The sequence below is a fragment of the Bacillus sp. B1(2022) genome (assembly GCF_040259625.1).
Classification (GTDB): Bacteria; Bacillota; Bacilli; order Bacillales; family Bacillaceae; genus Bacillus; species Bacillus velezensis.
The window spans coordinates 418,764-435,148 of the sequence record NZ_JANIFO010000001.1; the positions used below are offsets into that span (position 1 = coordinate 418,764).

Annotated in this window: 20 protein-coding genes; 16 read left to right on the forward strand and 4 right to left on the reverse strand. The window is 48.4% G+C overall.

Annotated elements, in window-relative coordinates:
* The first annotated feature begins 8 nt into the window (after positions 1-8).
* From NQS30_RS02120 to opuCD, 3 genes are read left to right on the forward strand one after another with little or no spacing between them, the layout of a single operon-like run.
* Complete coding sequence (locus tag NQS30_RS02120) at positions 9-662, forward strand: ABC transporter permease (RefSeq protein ID WP_003151654.1); 654 nt, start codon at positions 9-11, stop codon at positions 660-662.
* A gap of 37 nt (positions 663-699) precedes the next feature.
* Positions 700-1,593, forward strand: a complete 894-nt coding sequence (gene opuCC, locus NQS30_RS02125; protein WP_087920808.1) for an osmoprotectant ABC transporter substrate-binding lipoprotein OpuCC — start codon at positions 700-702, stop codon at positions 1,591-1,593.
* Positions 1,594-1,610: 17 nt separating this feature from the next.
* Positions 1,611-2,285 (forward strand): glycine betaine/carnitine/choline/choline sulfate ABC transporter permease OpuCD, encoded by a 675-nt coding sequence (opuCD, locus tag NQS30_RS02130; RefSeq protein ID WP_124692724.1) that lies wholly within the window; start codon positions 1,611-1,613, stop codon positions 2,283-2,285.
* A 34-nt stretch (positions 2,286-2,319) separates the two neighbouring features.
* On the opposite strand, the gene NQS30_RS02135 is transcribed toward opuCD, so the two are convergent.
* Positions 2,320-2,853 (reverse strand): GbsR/MarR family transcriptional regulator, encoded by a 534-nt coding sequence (locus NQS30_RS02135; RefSeq protein WP_003151660.1) that lies wholly within the window; start codon positions 2,851-2,853, stop codon positions 2,320-2,322.
* Positions 2,854-3,138: 285 nt separating this feature from the next.
* Here NQS30_RS02135 and NQS30_RS02140 point away from each other — a divergent pair, with 285 nt between their 5' ends.
* The 9 genes from NQS30_RS02140 to NQS30_RS02180 all read left to right on the forward strand — a co-directional run bounded on the left by NQS30_RS02140 (position 3,139) and on the right by NQS30_RS02180 (position 10,983).
* Complete coding sequence (locus NQS30_RS02140; protein WP_031378328.1) at positions 3,139-4,284, forward strand: betaine/proline/choline family ABC transporter ATP-binding protein; 1,146 nt, start codon at positions 3,139-3,141, stop codon at positions 4,282-4,284.
* A 16-nt stretch (positions 4,285-4,300) separates the two neighbouring features.
* Complete coding sequence (locus NQS30_RS02145) at positions 4,301-4,954, forward strand: ABC transporter permease (RefSeq protein ID WP_099567092.1); 654 nt, start codon at positions 4,301-4,303, stop codon at positions 4,952-4,954.
* Positions 4,955-4,968: 14 nt separating this feature from the next.
* Entirely contained in the window at positions 4,969-5,886 is a 918-nt protein-coding gene (locus tag NQS30_RS02150) for an osmoprotectant ABC transporter substrate-binding protein (RefSeq protein ID WP_015240602.1), read from the forward strand.
* Between the two features lie 18 nt (positions 5,887-5,904).
* On the forward strand, positions 5,905-6,582 hold the full coding sequence (locus tag NQS30_RS02155) for an ABC transporter permease (RefSeq protein WP_218791377.1): 678 nt from the start codon (positions 5,905-5,907) through the stop codon (positions 6,580-6,582).
* A gap of 111 nt (positions 6,583-6,693) precedes the next feature.
* A complete protein-coding gene (locus tag NQS30_RS02160) occupies positions 6,694-7,407 on the forward strand; it encodes a lantibiotic protection ABC transporter ATP-binding protein (RefSeq protein WP_025285281.1) in 714 nt (237 codons plus the stop codon).
* Complete coding sequence (locus tag NQS30_RS02165) at positions 7,404-8,138, forward strand: lantibiotic immunity ABC transporter MutE/EpiE family permease subunit (RefSeq protein WP_150941427.1); 735 nt, start codon at positions 7,404-7,406, stop codon at positions 8,136-8,138. Before NQS30_RS02160 ends, NQS30_RS02165 begins: the two co-directional genes overlap by 4 nt.
* Positions 8,135-8,905, forward strand: coding sequence for a lantibiotic immunity ABC transporter MutG family permease subunit (locus NQS30_RS02170; protein WP_108654970.1), 771 nt, complete (start codon positions 8,135-8,137; stop codon positions 8,903-8,905). Before NQS30_RS02165 ends, NQS30_RS02170 begins: the two co-directional genes overlap by 4 nt.
* Positions 8,906-8,926: 21 nt before the next feature.
* A complete protein-coding gene (locus NQS30_RS02175) occupies positions 8,927-9,589 on the forward strand; it encodes a response regulator transcription factor (RefSeq protein WP_007613820.1) in 663 nt (220 codons plus the stop codon).
* Positions 9,580-10,983, forward strand: a complete 1,404-nt coding sequence (locus tag NQS30_RS02180; protein WP_063094466.1) for a sensor histidine kinase — start codon at positions 9,580-9,582, stop codon at positions 10,981-10,983. Before NQS30_RS02175 ends, NQS30_RS02180 begins: the two co-directional genes overlap by 10 nt.
* A gap of 84 nt (positions 10,984-11,067) precedes the next feature.
* Here NQS30_RS02180 and NQS30_RS02185 read toward each other — a convergent pair whose 3' ends face one another.
* From NQS30_RS02185 to rghR, 3 genes are all read right to left on the reverse strand, one after another.
* Positions 11,068-11,385: a catDE operon transcriptional regulator CatR gene (locus NQS30_RS02185; RefSeq protein WP_218791376.1), complete on the reverse strand. Its 318-nt coding sequence runs from the start codon at positions 11,383-11,385 to the stop codon at positions 11,068-11,070.
* Between the two features lie 81 nt (positions 11,386-11,466).
* Positions 11,467-11,898, reverse strand: a complete 432-nt coding sequence (locus NQS30_RS02190) for a helix-turn-helix domain-containing protein (RefSeq protein ID WP_218791375.1) — start codon at positions 11,896-11,898, stop codon at positions 11,467-11,469.
* A 24-nt stretch (positions 11,899-11,922) separates the two neighbouring features.
* Positions 11,923-12,333 (reverse strand): transcriptional repressor RghR, encoded by a 411-nt coding sequence (gene rghR / locus NQS30_RS02195; protein ID WP_003151677.1) that lies wholly within the window; start codon positions 12,331-12,333, stop codon positions 11,923-11,925.
* 195 nt (positions 12,334-12,528) lie between these two features.
* Between rghR and NQS30_RS02200 the strand changes: the two genes are divergently transcribed.
* From NQS30_RS02200 to rnr, 4 genes are all read left to right on the forward strand, one after another.
* Positions 12,529-12,714: a helix-turn-helix domain-containing protein gene (locus NQS30_RS02200; RefSeq protein ID WP_087920807.1), complete on the forward strand. Its 186-nt coding sequence runs from the start codon at positions 12,529-12,531 to the stop codon at positions 12,712-12,714.
* Between the two features lie 123 nt (positions 12,715-12,837).
* Positions 12,838-13,068 carry a preprotein translocase subunit SecG gene (gene secG, locus NQS30_RS02205; RefSeq protein ID WP_003151681.1) on the forward strand — a complete coding sequence of 77 codons (231 nt, stop codon included), beginning with the start codon at positions 12,838-12,840 and terminating at the stop codon, positions 13,066-13,068.
* Positions 13,069-13,186: 118 nt separating this feature from the next.
* A complete protein-coding gene (locus NQS30_RS02210) occupies positions 13,187-13,927 on the forward strand; it encodes an alpha/beta hydrolase (protein ID WP_007409986.1) in 741 nt (246 codons plus the stop codon).
* Positions 13,928-13,945: 18 nt separating this feature from the next.
* Complete coding sequence (gene rnr / locus NQS30_RS02215; RefSeq protein ID WP_025285276.1) at positions 13,946-16,279, forward strand: ribonuclease R; 2,334 nt, start codon at positions 13,946-13,948, stop codon at positions 16,277-16,279.
* Positions 16,280-16,385 lie beyond the last annotated feature (106 nt).

A 16,385-nucleotide genomic window follows, 5' to 3' on the forward strand; every position in this document is an offset into this window, starting at 1 on the left:
CGCTTACAATGAATGAAATGATTAAGTTTTTGCAGACGAACGGCGGAGAACTGTTATATAAAACGTGGGAGCATTTATACATTTCGATCATCGCCGTCATATTAGGCATTGTCGTCGCCGTTCCGCTCGGAGTGGCGCTGACGAGAATGAAAAAGGGCGCAGGCGCCGTCATCGGCGCCGTCAACATTGTGCAGACCTTGCCGAGTCTCGCGATACTGGCGTTTTTTATCCCGCTGTTAGGCGTGGGAAAGGTGCCCGCGATCGTCGCGCTGTTTTTCTATTCGGTGCTGCCGATTCTCAGGAACACGTATACCGGCATTCAAGGCGTAAACAAAAATCTGCTGGAATCGGGAAAAGGCATCGGCATGACGGTCTGGGAGCAGATCAGGCTTGTGGAACTGCCGCTTGCGGTTCCGGTGATCATGGCGGGCATCCGCACATCCACCATTTATCTGATCGGCTGGGCGACGCTTGCTTCCTTTATCGGGGGCGGCGGGCTCGGAGACTATATTTTTATCGGCCTGAATCTCTATCAGCCTGAATATATTATCGGCGGCGCCGTGCCGGTCACCATTTTAGCCATTATCATTGATTATCTGCTAGCGGCGACGGAACGGAAGGTGACGCCGAAAGGGCTGAAAGGACTGAAGGAAGTATCATAAGGAGTTGGCTGTTTTGAAAAAAAACCAAAAGAGATGGATGTGCGCACTGGCGCTGTCAGCTGCTCTGCTTCTAGGCGGCTGTTCCCTTCCCGGCCTGAGCGGGGCTTCCGATGATACGATTAAAATCGGGGCGCAAAGCATGACGGAATCAGAAATTATCGCCAATATGATCGCACAGATGATTGAGCACAATACAGACTTGAATACGGCATTAATTAAAAACCTCGGATCGAACTATGTCCAGCAGCAAGCGATGCTCGGCGGTGAAATCGATATCGCCGCGACGCGCTACTCGGGAACGGATTTAACGAGCACCCTCGGCATGGAAGCGGAAAAAGACCCGAAAAAAGCATTATCCATCGTACAGAAAGAATTTGAGAAACGCTTCCATTACAAATGGTTTGATTCTTACGGATTTGAGAACACATACGCTTTTACCGTCACGAAAGAGCTTGCGGAAAAAGACCATTTAGACAAAGTGTCCGATATTAAGAAGCATGCGGATCAATTTAAGCTCGGTGTAGACAATGCGTGGCTGAAAAGAAAAGGTGACGGCTATAAAGGCTTTACCGACACGTACGGTTTTGAATTCGGCACAACCTATCCGATGCAGATCGGACTTGTATACGATGCCGTGAAAAACGGGAAAATGGACGCCGTCCTCGCTTATTCAACGGACGGACGGATTAAAGCGTACGATCTGAAAATTTTAAAAGACGACAAGCAATTTTTCCCGCCGTATGACTGTTCGCCGGTCATTCCCGACAGTGTGCTGAAGCAGCATCCTGAACTGAAGGGCATTGTGAATAAACTGATCGGCAAAATCGATACGGAAACGATGCAGGAATTGAATTACGAGGTGGACGGCAAGCTGAAAGAACCGTCCGTCGTCGCTAAAGAATTTTTGGAGAAACATCATTATTTTGAATAAGAAATGAGGTGGGGCAAATGGAAGTGCTGCAGCAGCTCGGCACTTATTATTCTCAAAACGGCGCCTATGTGCTTCAGGAGTTTTACCGCCATTTTCTCATGTCGGTATACGGCGTTTTATTTGCGGCGATCGTCGGGGTTCCGCTCGGCATCTTCATTGCCAGGCACAGAACATTAAGCGGCTGGGTATTCGCGGTGACAAACGTGATTCAGACCGTGCCGGCGCTTGCGATGCTTGCGGTGCTGATGCTCGTCATGGGGCTCGGCGCCAATACGGTGATATTGTCGCTGTTTTTATATTCGCTTCTTCCGATCATCCGGAATACGTACACGGGAATCGCCAGCATTGAACACGCTTATCTTGAATCGGGAAAAGCGATGGGCATGACCAAATTTCAGGTGCTCCGCATGGTGGAGCTGCCGCTTGCGCTTTCCGTCATCATGGCGGGGCTGCGGACGGCGCTCGTCATCGCGATCGGTATTACGGCAATCGGTACGTTTGTCGGCGCGGGCGGACTCGGTGACATTATTGTCAGGGGCTCAAACGCCACGAACGGAACCGCGATTATTTTGGCCGGCGCCATTCCGACAGCGCTGATGGCCGTTATCGCAGATCTTGTGATGTCATGGCTGGAGCGGGCGCTGAGTCCGGTGAGAAAGAAAAAACGAACCAAAGCGCCGAATGCGGCATGAAAAAAAACGCCTTGCGGGTCAGGGCGTTTTTTTCTTATGGCTTCGGCACATGCTTGAAAATTTCTTCGCTTTCAAAAAACTCGATCAGACGGCTGATCCAGTTGTAGTAATCAAGCCAATCCTTTAATTCTTTCAGCAGTTCGTTGATTTTTTCCTCAGCTTCTTCCGGCACGCCGTTTTCAAGGACGGCTGTCAGTTCGCGGTTCAGCTTTTTATGCATCATTTTATTTTTGCTGACGACCTTGCTCCATGTGGCCGTAAACAGCGTAATAAAGGTTTGGTAATAATCCTGCTCGACGTCGTATAAATCTTTGCGGACGCCTTTTTCAAACACTTTTTCCGCCAGATTGACGTCAAGCATTTCACGGACCGCCTGACTCATTCTCGTCTTGCTCATGCCGGTCGCTTCTGATAATTCAGTTAAGGTCATCGGCTTGCGGTTCATATAAATAATGCCTAAAATGCGCCCCACCGTCGCGGGCATTCCGAATGTATGCATATTTTCAGCGATTCGTTCTATCAAATGATCTTCAGCTTGTTCGATTACGTGTAACGGATCTTTCTCCAACAGTTTCAATCCTTTCAGTCAGCAATTCCGATGTCAATATACCACATTTTTAAACCGGCGGAAATGCTCTTCCGAGAGAATTTGGCAGTAATCCGGAGCAATAAGAAGAACTTTGCCGGTCAATACGGGTTAATCAGTGCTTACACAACCTTTATATATAATATGGACAAATTGTAAACTTTTTAATTTACAAAGTTTAATTTATAATGGAAAACGTTCAATTGTCTGAAAAGTTAAATTTGAATTTAACGAATTGAATAAACTTAATCGTGGAGGTGTGAGTGTTTGCTGACATTAGAAAATGTCTCGAAAATGTATAAAGGCGGGAAAAAAGCCGTCAACAGCATCAACCTGAATATCGCCAAAGGCGAATTTATTTGTTTTATCGGGCCGAGCGGCTGCGGCAAAACGACGACGATGAAAATGATCAACCGCTTAATTGAACCGACAGAAGGCAGAATCCTGATAGAAGGCCGAAACATTATGGAACAAGACCCGGTGGAACTCAGAAGAAGCATCGGCTATGTCATCCAGCAGATCGGGCTGTTTCCGCATATGACCATTCAGCAGAACATTACGCTCGTTCCGAAGCTTTTAAAGCATCCTGCCGAAAAACGGAAGGAACGGGCGCGGGAGCTTTTAAAGCTCGTTGATATGGGGCCTGAATATTTAGACCGTTACCCTCATGAACTGAGCGGAGGACAGCAGCAGCGAATAGGTGTATTACGGGCACTTGCCGCAGAGCCGCCGCTCATCTTAATGGATGAACCGTTCGGGGCGCTTGACCCGATTACGAGAGATTCCCTTCAGGAAGAATTTAAAAAACTGCAAAAAACCTTACATAAAACCATCGTATTTGTTACCCATGATATGGACGAAGCCATCAAGCTTGCGGACAGAATCGTCATTCTGAAAGCGGGAGAAATCGTCCAGGCCGGAACGCCTGATGAGATTCTCAGATTTCCGGCGAATGAATTTGTTGAGGAGTTTATCGGCAAGGAACGGCTGATCCAATCATCCAGCCCTGATATTGAACGGGTGGAGCAGATCATGAATCCCGATCCCGTGACGGTAACACCTGAGAAAACACTGTCAGCCGCCATTCAGCTGATGCGTGCCGAGCGGGTGGATTCGCTGCTCGTCATTGATGAAAAGAACGTTCTCCAAGGTTATGTCGATGTGGAGATGATTGACCGCAAACGAAGACAAGCGGTAACCGTCGCGGAAGTGCTTGACCGGGATCTGTACACGGTCAGAAGCGGCACTCTGCTCCGCGACGCCGTCCATAAAATTTTAAAAAGAGGCATGAAATTTGTGCCGGTCCTTGATGAAGCCGGCCGGCTAACGGGAATCGTGACAAGGGCAAGCCTCGTTGACATCGTCTATGACTCCATCTGGGGAGAAGAGAATCAGCTCGCGGTGATGTCATGAGGAGGCTTCAATTGATATGAATCAGACCGTGCAATTTTTACAGGCAAATGGAGGAGAGATGCTTTATAAAACATGGGAGCATCTGTACATCTCATTAATCGCCGTCATGGCGGGCATTCTCGCCGCCGTTCCGCTCGGCGTCGTGCTGACGAGGATGAAAAGAGGAGCCGGCGCCGTCATCGGCATCGTCAACATCATTCAAACCTTGCCGAGCCTTGCCATTCTTGCGTTTTTTATTCCGCTTTTAGGCGTAGGAAAGATCCCGGCCGTTGCGGCGCTGTTTTTCTATTCGATGCTGCCGATTCTCAGAAACACGTATACGGGGATTCTCGGCGTCAATCGGCATCTTCTGGAATCGGGAAAAGGAATCGGCATGACGGCATGGGAGCAGATCAGGTTTGTAGAACTCCCGCTTGCCGCTCCGGTCATCATGGCGGGCATCAGGACGTCTTCGATTTATTTAATCGGCTGGGCGACGCTCGCCTCCTTTATCGGCGGAGGCGGGCTGGGAGATTACATTTTTATCGGCTTAAACCTTTATCAGCCGGAGTATATTATCGCAGGCGCCGTTCCGGTCACAGTGCTTGCGGCAGCCGTCGATTACATGCTGGGGATGACAGAACGGAAAGTCACGCCTGACGGGCTGAAAAGCATAAAGGATGCTTCATAAGGAGGAGGTCTCTCATGGGGAATAGATGCAAAAAACGGCTGCTCGCAATCGCCTGTATCGGCATGCTGCTCCTTGGCGGATGCTCGCTCCCGGGATTGAGCGCCGCATCGGAGGATACCATCAAAATCGGCGCGCAAAGCATGACCGAATCAGAAATCATCGCGAGCATGCTCGGACAGATGATCGAACATCACAGCGGGTTGAAGACAACGGTTATTAAAAATCTCGGCTCCAACGCCGTACAGCAGCAATCCTTGATAAACGGTGATATTGATATCGCTGCGACGCGCTATACAGGAGACGCGCTGACCGGGACGCTTCGCATGGAGCCGGAAAAAGACCCGGACAAAGCGCTGCGGCTCGTTCAGCGTGAATTTCAAAACAGATATGACATGAAATGGTTTGATTCTTACGGCTTTGATAATACATACGTCTTTACCGTTTCCGGACAGCTTGCCCGCAAGTACCATTTAGAATCGGTATCCGATGTCAAAAAAGAAGCGTCTCATCTGAAATTCGGCGTCGATAACTACTGGATGAAGCTGAGAGGCAACGGATATCAGGATTTTATGAACACATACGGAATGTCATTTGAAGGCACGTATCCGATGCAGATCGGCCTTGTTTACGACGCGCTGAAAAGCAGAAAGATGGATATCGCGCTCGCTTATTCCACCGACGGAAGAATCATCGCTTACGGACTGAAAACGCTGAAGGATGATAAGCGGTTCTTTCCTCCGTATGACTGTTCACCCGTCGTTCCGGATCAAGTATTAAAAGAGCATCCCGAACTGGAGGGCGTGATCAATAAAATGATCGGCGCGATTGATACAAAGATGATGCAGAAAATGAATTACGAAGTTGACGGCCGATTAAAAGAGCCGTCCGTCGTGGCCAAGGAATATTTAGAAAAACATCATTACTTTGAATAACGGAAAGGAGATGTGCGGATGGACACGATGAAGGAGCTGTTTACGTATTATGCTCAAAACGGCAGTTATGTTCTGTATGAGTGCTGGCGGCACTTTATCATGTCGGCGTACGGCGTCGTTTTCGCCGCCATTTTCGCCATTCCGGCCGGAATTGTGACAGCAAGGCACGGGCGTCTCGCCGGCTGGGTGTTTGCTGCGGCGAACGTGATTCAAACCGTTCCGGCGCTTGCGATGCTCGCCGTCCTGATGCTCGTCATGGGACTCGGCGCCAATACGGTCATCACGGCTTTGTTTTTGTATTCACTGCTGCCGATTCTCAGAAATACGCACACGGGCATTATCAATATCGAGCACGCTTATCTCGAGTCGGGAAAAGCGATGGGCATGACGAAATACCAAATCCTTCGTATGGTGGAGCTGCCGCTTGCGCTTTCCGTCATTATGGCGGGTCTCCGAACGGCGCTCGTCATTGCCATCGGCATCACAGCGATCGGAACTTTCGTCGGCGCGGGCGGCCTCGGGGATATGATCGTCAGAGGGTCGAACGCGACAAACGGAACCGCCATTATTTTGGCGGGCGCCATCCCGACCGCGCTGATGGCGGTAGCCGCAGACCTGCTGATGGCGTGGCTGGAACGAGCCCTCAGCCCGGTGAAAAAACAAAAAAGAAAGCTGATCGTACGCTCAGCCTCATGAAAAAAAGCATTCTTCCGCGTGAAGGATGCTTTTTTTTGATTTCTTGATTAAATTTTGATAACTGCGCTGTAAAGTCTTACTTATCAAATAACAAAGCAGAGGGGTAATCATATGAGCAACATCTTAGAAACGAGACAGCTGCAAAAATCATTCGGCAGACAACAGGCAGTGGCTGATGTGTCTCTATCGGTTAAGCGAAACAGTATTTACGGCCTGCTCGGTCCGAACGGCGCGGGAAAATCAACGACACTTAAAATATTGACCGGCATGCTGCAGCAAACATCTGGCGAAGTTCTGTTCGACGGACATACATGGAAGCGCGAAGATTTGAAAAGCATCGGTTCCCTGATTGAAGCGCCGCCGCTTTACAGCAACCTGACAGCTGCTGAAAATCTGAAAGTCCGCTGCGTGATGCTCGGACTGCCTGATTCAAGGATTGCGGAAGTGTTGGAAATCACGGGATTAACGGGAACCGGAAAAAAGCGTGCCGGACAATTTTCCATGGGGATGAAACAGCGTCTCGGCATTGCGTTAGCATTATTAAACCGTCCGTCGCTTTTAATTCTTGATGAGCCGACAAACGGATTGGACCCGATGGGAATTCAGGATTTGCGGGAATTTATCCGCTCCCTGCCCGGACAGGGAATAACGGTTATTTTATCAAGCCACCTGTTATCAGAAGTCGAGCAGATCGCAGACCATATCGGAATCATCAGTGACGGCGTTTTAGGATATCAGGGAGAAATCAGCCGGGAAGACGATCTGGAGCGGCTGTTTCTGGAGGTTGTCAAATCGACACGGGAGAAAGCGGGGACTGGGAAATGATTCAGTACATGCAGGCGGAACACCTTACATCTAAAAGAACATTTATCAGAAAGCTGATCATTCTGATTCCGCTTCTAAACACGGCTTTTTCTTTTCTGCTGAATACGGCTTATTTTATGACGGGCACGTTCAATTGGTGGGCGGTTATTTTCATGCCGCTCATGATTGCTCTAATGTGCGGTTTATCTGTTAAAAAAGAGAAAAAATCAGCGAATGACCGTGCGGTGTACTCACTGCCGGCTGACTTGAAGAGCATATGGTTCTCAAAAATAAGCTTGATCGCGCTGTATTCACTCCTGTCGCAAATCGTCTTTTTAGTCATCATGTTTTTTCTTGGCCTTGTGTTTCCGGCAATTGCTGCGGTTCAGCTGAAAGGTATTGAAGCAAGTTCCCTTTTGTGGCTGTCTACGCTTTGGGAAATTCCGTTCTGCTTATGGATTGCCAGACAGTTCGGGTTTACGGCAGCCATTCTCGTGAATATGATCGCCGCCTTTGTTTTAGGCATTGTGCCGGCGTCAGGCTCATTGTGGTGGCTGAGTCCATGGAGCTGGTCAGTCCGGTTGATGTCACCGATTCTCGGGATCCATCCGAACGGAATTCCGCTTCCCGCAAACAGCGGCTTATTAAACGGAAACGTGATCATTCCGGCTATTATTCTTTCTATTCTTTCTTTTATCGCAATAAGTTTTGTTTCCGCCGTGTCTTTTTCAAAAGGGGGAAACCGGTCATGACCGTGCTTTTACGATATATGTGGGCCGATGTATTAAAAATGAAGCGTACGCCGCTCATATGGATGCATGCTGCGGCGCCGGTTTTATGCGCGGGATTTTTCCTGTTGTATATGTATGGAAGGGTTCAGGAGCCTTATATGCTGTACAGTGTGTTTTTCAGCGCGATTGCCGTTTTATACCCTTTCATCATCAGTATTGTCTGCGGCATGTCTGCCTCGATTGAGGAACAGGCGGGCCATTTTCAGATGATGCTGGCGGTTCCGCATTCTAAAATCATCAGTTTTGCGGGCAAGCTGCTTCTGCTGCTTCTATTGAATGTGTTATCGGCAGGTCTCGCCGTCTGTCTTTATTTGGCGGGGATGAAATTTGTTCTTCACATCAATGATCTCCCGTATCTTCTCTTTTTAAAAGGAGGGGCGTGGCTGATTGCCGGCAGTATTCCGCTTTATATGATGTCTTTTTTTGTCGGCATAAAGTACGGCATGGGACCGTCCGGGCTTTTAGGGGGAGCGGGTTTATTAATGGCGGCGCTCATGAATACGGGACTTGGCGATACCATCTGGCGTTTTTTCCCGTGGGCATGGAGCGTGCGGCTTTCGGGCCTTGCAGGACTGCTGCATTTTGACAAAGTCAAAAAAGAGTTCCTCCCTTATGTAAGATACGATATGAGATTCGGAGAAATAATGTTATATTTTTCTATAGTGATATTATGTCTGGCCGGCCTCTATTGGTGCAGAAAATGGGAAGGGCGGCGTTCATATGAATAAAGGCAAGGAGCGATTCGGCCGGTGGCAAACATTTTAGCAATTGATGATGAAAAAGATATTCTCGTTCTGATCAGAAACATTTTACAGCGTGATCAGCATACAGTAACGATTCTGGAAAAAGCGGAGGATCAGTCATTGGATTTTTTTCAAGGCTATGATTTGATTCTTCTTGATGTCATGATGCCCGGAACGGACGGGATTGAACTCTGCCGGCGGATTCGGCCGCTGGTGGACAGCCCGATCCTGTTTTTAACGGCAAAGTCTGACGAAGAATCCATTGTGAAAGGCCTCATGACAGGCGCTGATGATTACATCACAAAGCCGTTCGGCGTACAGGAATTGATGGCAAGGGTAAACGCGCATGTCAGAAGGGAACGGCGGGAAAAGCATCAGACGAAACGGCTGATATCAGGCTTCATGTTTGATTTTGACAATAAAGAAGTATGGATTGATGACCGGAAACTGCCTCTTACGAAAAACGAATATAAAATCGTTGAATGTCTGGCACAGCATAAAAACAGAACATTCTCACGGGAGCAGATTTACGAGGAAGTGTACGGCTTGGACGGCGATGCGCTCTATTCAACCATTACGGAGTTTATCAGAACCATCCGGAAAAAATGTAAAGAACACGGGGCTGATCCGATCAAAACGGTGTGGGGTGTCGGATACAAATGGGAATAGCAAAAGGAAAATCCAGCATCCGCAAAGAGCTTGTCAAATTTACGATCACACTGTGTCTGAGCACGATGGGGGTGGCGGCATTATGTGTCGCCTTAAATGCCATTGCTATGAATGCCGGAGCGATCCTGCCCGCAAACTACAGCGAGCATGAGGCGGAACAGATCAAACCCCGCCTGAAATCAGCGGAAAAGATAACAGAAGACATGATCCCCGCAGGTATGACATACGCCGTTTTTGATAAAAAAACAAAGCGGATGACAAAAGGAACGATGACGGAACAAGATGCGGCCAACGCGAGAAAAAAGATTCAGCATCAGCCGTATTTTAATTATGCTCAAAAAGGATTCATGGTGATAAATCGGAAAGATGAATACGGCGTTCTCCAATATTCACTCAGGTCGGAATTTCAGTCGCCGCTGTTAAGGCGCTATCTGCCGAATTATGAATGGACGGGTCTTACGATTCTGATCACTTTGCTTCTTTTGACCGTTTTTATTGTGACGACGCGTTTCGCCAATCAGCTGAGACGGCATTTCAGCACACTCAGCTCCATTACGGCAAGCATTCAAAAACAGAATTTAAATATCAATCCAAAAAGGTCGCGTATAAAAGAATTTGACGATGTCATTGACTCTCTGCTGAAAATGAAAGACGCGCTTCAGGCATCTCTGGCGGCGCAATGGGAGGCGGAGCGGATAAAGAAAGAACAAATCGGCGCGCTTGCGCATGATATTAAAATTCCGGCAACGATCATTAAAGGAAATGCCGAACTGCTTCAGTTAACAGAACCTGATGAGGAGCAGGCGGAATATGCGCAGTATATTCTGGATGCCGGAAACAAAATCGAGCATTATGTCGGACAGCTGATCCAGCTTTCTAAAGCGGAGGAGGCAGTTGCCGTTCATGTGGAATATACCGACCTCAAAGAGTGGATTCAAAACATATATCGTGACGCGGCGGCGCTTGCGGGGCCGAAACAGATTGATCTCGTCCTCAGCGAACGGGGAATTGACCGAATAGAAGCGCCGATCGATCATGAGCTGCTCCACAGGGCGGTCATGAATATCGCGGCAAATGCCGTCGACTATACGCCAGAAGGAGGGGAAATCCGTGTGGACGTCCTGTGCACCGATTCCGCCCTCCATCTCGCCGTATCCGACAGCGGAAGCGGGTTCTCGCCGGAAGCGCTGAAAAGAGCGACACAGCTTTTTTACACGGAAGATAAAAGCAGACATTCGGCGGGGCATCACGGCATGGGGCTTACATTCGCCCATCATGTCGTACATCTTCACCACGGCGAATTAATACTTCAAAATCAGGAGTCTGGAGGAGCCCGGGCGGAGATTCGAATTCCGCTGGAAGGCGTCAGACAAAAACAAGCCCTGCACGCCTGAGGGCTTGTTTTTCTGTTTAAGAAAAGCAAAAATAAAAACGGCTGTCCGTTTGAAAGATCAGCCGCTTATGCGGAAAAGAGTTTATCAGGAAAGATCAATCCATGTTGAAGACCACTTGGAAATTTCCTCTAAAATAGGGGCTAATGCGCAGCCTTTTTCCGTTAAAGAATACTCAATGCGGACAGGCGTTTCGGGGATAACATCCCGTTTGATGACACCTTCTGTTTCAAGTTCTTTCAGACGTTCTGACAAGACTCTTCCGCTTAAATTCGGAAGCGCCGCTTCAATTTCGCTAAATCGCTGCTGTCCGTTCAATAACTGAAAGACGATTAGAGCCACCCAGCGTTTACTTAGGATGTCGACCGCTTTTTCGAATCTGGGGCACATTTCTGATTGGTTCATGCTTTTTCACCTCGTCTTCTGCTATTATACCGCAAAATCGGAGGGAACGTACGTCTGGCGCTTGTTAAGTTGAGGAGAGGATCAAAAAGAGGATGAGAAATCCGGGGAGCGCTTTTTCGCTTCAGCCGCGATAAAATCAAAGTATTTGCTGACGCTTTCAATATCTTCTTTTGTGAAGTGCTGCCACTTTTTGCTGTCAAACAGCGGCAGATGCTCCGCGCCTCTGTCAACGGCGGTCTGATAGATGGCGCAGATGGATTGATAGCTTTCGGAGGTTTCGCGGATTTCTTCCTGAAATGCCTTGATGTGTCCGGCCCGCGCCATTAACTCCTCGTACGGAATTTTTAATGTGTCCGCCAATTTTCGGATGGTCGCGGGTTTAGGAATGCCGCGGTGCCCGTTTTCAATTCTGGAAATGGTCGCCGAGCTGACGCCGGAATAGACGGCAAGCTGATTGACGGTAAGCTTCCGGGCGCGGCGCAGCTCTCTTAATTGCTTTCCGAATGTGTTCAATAAGATCGCCTCACATGTGCAAAGTCATGAGTCTTCATTTGTTCTTTTTTTGGCTTCAGCCGATAAGAACGCAAAGTATTTATCAAGCAGAACCAAGTCTTCTTTCGACAGGTGCCGCCAGTTCTCCCGCTCCAATAGGGATAAATCATGCAGCTCATACGTTTCGGCTTTTTCCAGCAAGGTGCAGCCCGTGTCGTATGGGGCTCTCGTTTCCTGAACGGTCTCTATGTATCCCGCCGTCTGCATCAGTTCCTCATACGGGATTTTTAACGCATCTGCGAGCTTTTTAATGGTTGCAGGTTTCGGCACCCCGCGTTTGCCGTTTTCAATCCGCGAGATTCCCGCGGCGCTGACGCCTGAATACGTTGCCAGCTGGTTCACTGTCAGATGCCTTTTTTCCCGCAATGTCCGCAATTGTTTCCCGAAGCTTTCCACAGTCTCTCCCCCTCCCGCGGTCTATTTATATTCTAGTATGTTTATTGACTAAAGGGAATAGCCAGGCTGGAAAAGTATTGACAAAAGTTAACAAAAGCCGTATCTTATGTATAAGAAAGAAAGTATTTGACAGAACGGAAGGTGAAGAAAGTGGTCGAAAAGATACAGATCAGAAGAGATTATGTGCTGCAGTATATGGTCAATAATGACTACTCGTTAAACCAGCTCGCCCTGGAGATCGGAATATCTCCCGCCACACTGAGCCGTGTACTGAATGGAGAGCGGAGGCCGGGCCAGCTGGTCATCGGAAAAATGCTCTATTACTTTGACATGAAATTTGAAGATCTTTTTTACTACGACTTTGTTGACAAAAGTCAATGATGATGGAAGATTCAAACGCATTTCCGTTTTTCTGACATGATGTGCACCGATACGGCGTGACATGCCTTTGTTTTTCATGTAAAATAGAAGCAATGTAGGCCAGTCAGTCTGGAGGTGTATGGGATGCACACATTATTGATTACCTTATTGGTCATCGTCAGTATTGCACTTATTATTGTCGTATTGCTTCAAACCAGCAAAAGCGCCGGTTTATCGGGTGCAATTTCAGGCGGGGCGGAGCAGCTTTTCGGAAAACAGAAAGCAAGGGGCCTTGATCTGATTCTTCACCGCACAACCGTTGTGCTGGCAGTCTTGTTTTTCGTGTTGACGATTTCGCTGGCGTATATCGTATAAGGCAATGTTTGTATAAGGTCTGATTTAATATCAGGCCTTTTTCTTGTTGAGAGACGGCGTTTGTTTCTCGCAAAACTGTGGAAAACTAAATTGAATGTGCAAAAAAGGGGTTATGAGCATGAAAATTGTGACACCAAAACCATTTACATTTAAAGGCGGAGACAAAGCGGTGCTTCTGCTGCACGGATTTACGGGAAATACGGCAGACGTCAGAATGCTCGGCCGCTACTTGAATGAGCGCGGCTACACTTGTCACGCGCCTCAATATAAAGGGCACGGCGTTCCGCCGGAAGAGCTGGTACATACAGGGCCTGAAGATTGGTGGAAAGACGTCATGGACGGTTATGAATATTTACGGTCTGAAGGCTATGAAAACATTGCGGCCTGCGGACTGTCGCTTGGCGGGGTTTTTTCATTGAAATTGGGTTACACTGTACCCATAAAGGGAATTGTTCCTATGTGTGCGCCGATGCACATTAAAAGTGAAGAGGTTATGTACGAAGGAGTTCTCTCCTACGCGCGCAATTATAAAAAATTCGAAGGAAAACAGCCGGAGCAGATTGAAAAGGAAATGAAGGAGTTTGAAAAAACACCGATGAATACGCTCAAATCGCTTCAGGAGCTGATTGCCGATGTGCGCAAAAACGTCGACATGATCTATTCCCCGACATTTGTGGTTCAGGCACGGCATGACCATATGATTAATACAGAAAGTGCGAACATCATTTACAACGAGGTGGAAACGGACGACAAACAGCTGAAATGGTATGAAGAATCAGGTCATGTCATTACGCTCGATAAAGAACGGGACCTCGTTCATCAGGATGTGTACGAATTTTTAGAGAAACTCGATTGGTAACAAACAGGAGGTCGAATAATGGAAAAAGAAGCGTTTATGGACCGTCTTCTCGCGTTTATGAAGGAAGAGGCGTACAAGCCCCTTACCGTTCAGGAACTCGAGGAGATGCTGAACATCACGGAAGCAGATGAATTTAAAGAGCTGGTAAAAGCGCTGGTGGCGCTCGAGGAGACGGGACAGATCGTCCGCACCAGAAGCAACCGCTACGGGCTTCCGGAAAAAATGAATTTAGTAAAAGGAAAAATTTCCGCGCATGCAAAGGGATTCGCGTTTCTATTGCCGGAGGATACCTCTTTAAGCGATGTGTTTATTCCGCCGAATGAGCTGAATACGGCCATGAACGGCGATATCGTCATGGTTCGGCTCAATTCCCAGTCAAGCGGATCGAGACAGGAAGGCACGGTCATCCGCATCTTGGAAAGAAGCATCGACCGCGTCGTGGGCACATACACAGAAACGAAAAGCTTCGGTTTTGTCATCCCGGATGATAAGAAAATCACGAGTGATATTTTTATTCCGAAACATGCCAATAACGGCGCTGCGGAAGGCCATAAAGTCGTCGTCAAACTGACAAGCTACCCTGAAGGCAGAATGAACGCCGAAGGAGAAATCGTTGAAATACTCGGCCATAAAAATGATCCGGGCATCGATATTTTATCAATCATCCATAAGCACGGCCTGCCGGGAGATTTTCCGGCTGAAGCGATGGAGCAGGCAACAAGTACGCCGGATACCATCGATGAAAAAGACATCAAAGACCGCCGTGATCTCCGCGATCAGGTCATTGTCACCATTGACGGTGCGGATGCGAAGGATCTGGATGACGCCGTCACCGTGACAAAGCTTGATAACGGCAGCTACAAGCTCGGCGTCCATATTGCGGACGTCAGCCATTACGTCACGGAGAATTCCCCGATTGACAAAGAAGCGCTGGAAAGAGGGACAAGCGTGTACTTGGTTGACCGGGTCATTCCGATGATTCCGCACAGACTGTCTAACGGAATCTGTTCTTTAAATCCGAAGGTCGACCGGCTGACGCTTTCCTGCGAAATGACAATCAACCAGCAGGGGCAGGTAACAGAGCACGAGATCTTCCAAAGCGTCATTAAAACGACGGAAAGAATGACCTATTCAGATGTCAACCGGATCCTCACAGAAGACGACGCCGAGCTGAAAGAAAGATATGAGCCGCTCGTCCCGATGTTTAAAGACATGGAACGTCTGGCCGAAATTCTCCGAGCGAAACGGATGGACCGCGGCGCCGTGGATTTTGATTTCAAAGAGGCGAAAGTGCTCGTCGATGAGGAAGGCGCCGTTAAAGACGTCGTCATCAGAGAGCGCTCAGTAGCGGAAAAGCTGATTGAAGAATTCATGCTTGTCGCAAACGAAACGGTGGCCGAGCACTTCCATTGGATGAACGTGCCGTTTATTTACCGGATTCACGAAGAGCCGAACGCCGAAAAACTGCAAAAGTTCTTGGAGTTCGTCACGACATTCGGTTATATCGTTAAAGGAAAAGCCGGAGACATTCATCCGCGCGCGCTGCAAAGCATTCTTGATGAAGTGCGGGACCGTCCGGAAGAAACGGTGATTTCAACCGTCATGCTCCGTTCCATGAAGCAGGCGAAATACGACCCGCACAGCTTGGGCCATTTCGGGCTGGCGACTGAATTTTATACGCACTTCACATCGCCGATCCGCCGCTATCCTGACTTAATCGTTCACAGGCTGATCAGAACGTATTTGATCAACGGACAATCGGACGAAGCGACTCAAGAAAAGTGGGCCGAACGCCTTCCGGAAATCGCTGACCATACGTCAACGATGGAACGGCGCGCCGTTGATGCAGAGCGGGAAACGGACGATCTGAAAAAAGCGGAATATATGCTTGATAAAATCGGCGAGGAATTTGACGGCATGATCAGTTCCGTCACGAATTTCGGAATGTTTGTCGAGCTGCCGAATACGATTGAAGGTCTTGTGCACGTCAGCTTTATGACGGATGATTATTACCGTTTTGACGAGCAGCATTTCGCCATGATCGGCGAACGCACGGGCAACGTTTACCGGATCGGAGATGAAATCACGGTCAAAGTCGTCGACGTCAATAAAGATGAGAGAAACATCGACTTTGAAATTGTCGGCATGAAAGGCACCCGCCGTCCGAGAGAAACGACAGGCGACCGCAGAAAACGCGGCAGACCGGCGCGGAAACGTGTGTTAAACAGCAATACCCCGGCTTCACCGCCGAAATCGGAGGAAAAAGGGGAATGGTTTACAAAACCGAAGAAGAAAAAGAAAAAACGCGGTTTCCAAAACGCGCCGAAACAAAAACGCAAAAAGAAGAAGTAAATGCGAAAAGCAAATGGGGCAAAATGCTCTGTTTGCTTTCTTTCGCAAGCCGCATTTTCATTGTCGCGGAACGCTCCATTTGCTAAAATAAAGCGCATCGCACACA